At 76.0% G+C, this 534-nt stretch carries 1 protein-coding gene; it reads left to right on the top strand.

Annotation, left to right across the window (positions count from 1 at the left end; genetic code table 11):
* On the top strand, nt 1-534 hold a 534-nt coding region (locus ACYVE7_RS35535; protein ID WP_460371109.1), incomplete at both ends, for a hypothetical protein.

Genomic DNA, 534 nt, shown 5'->3' with positions numbered 1-534 from the left:
GTCGCTGGAGGCCCGCGCGCATCTGCTCCGCGGTGAGCGGGCGCAGGCGTCGGCGGCCGTCGAGGTGTCCCTCGACCTGATCCAGCGGCAGCGCTGGATGGCGTTCCTGCCCTGGGCGCAGGCGCTGCGCGCCGAACTCGATCTGCTGGCCGGTGAGCCGGGCCGCGCCGCCGAGACCCTGGAGCAGGCGTGGGCGCTCTCCTGCCAGCTCGACGACGCGTGCTGGCTGGGCATGACGGCGCGCGGCCTGGCGCTCGTGCAGTCGGCGCGCGGCGACCACGGCCAGGCGGGTTCCTGGCTGAACCGGGCCTCCGCCCTCTGCTCGGGCACGCCCGACCGGTACCAGTGGGTCCACGCCTATGTGCTGGACTCGGCGATCGGCACCGCGCTGGCCGCCGGCGACCAGGACACCGCCGAACCGATGATCGGCACCCTGGACACGCTCGCCGCGCACTGCGACCTCCGCGAGTTCACCGTCCGCGCCAAGCTCCACCGGCACGCCCTCGGCGACCCCCGCGCGCTGCCCGCGGCCCG

It is taken from the genome of Actinocorallia lasiicapitis (genome assembly GCF_054778695.1).
The sequence above is the reverse complement of the archived record's forward strand: the minus strand, read 5'-3'. Positions and strand labels throughout refer to the sequence as shown.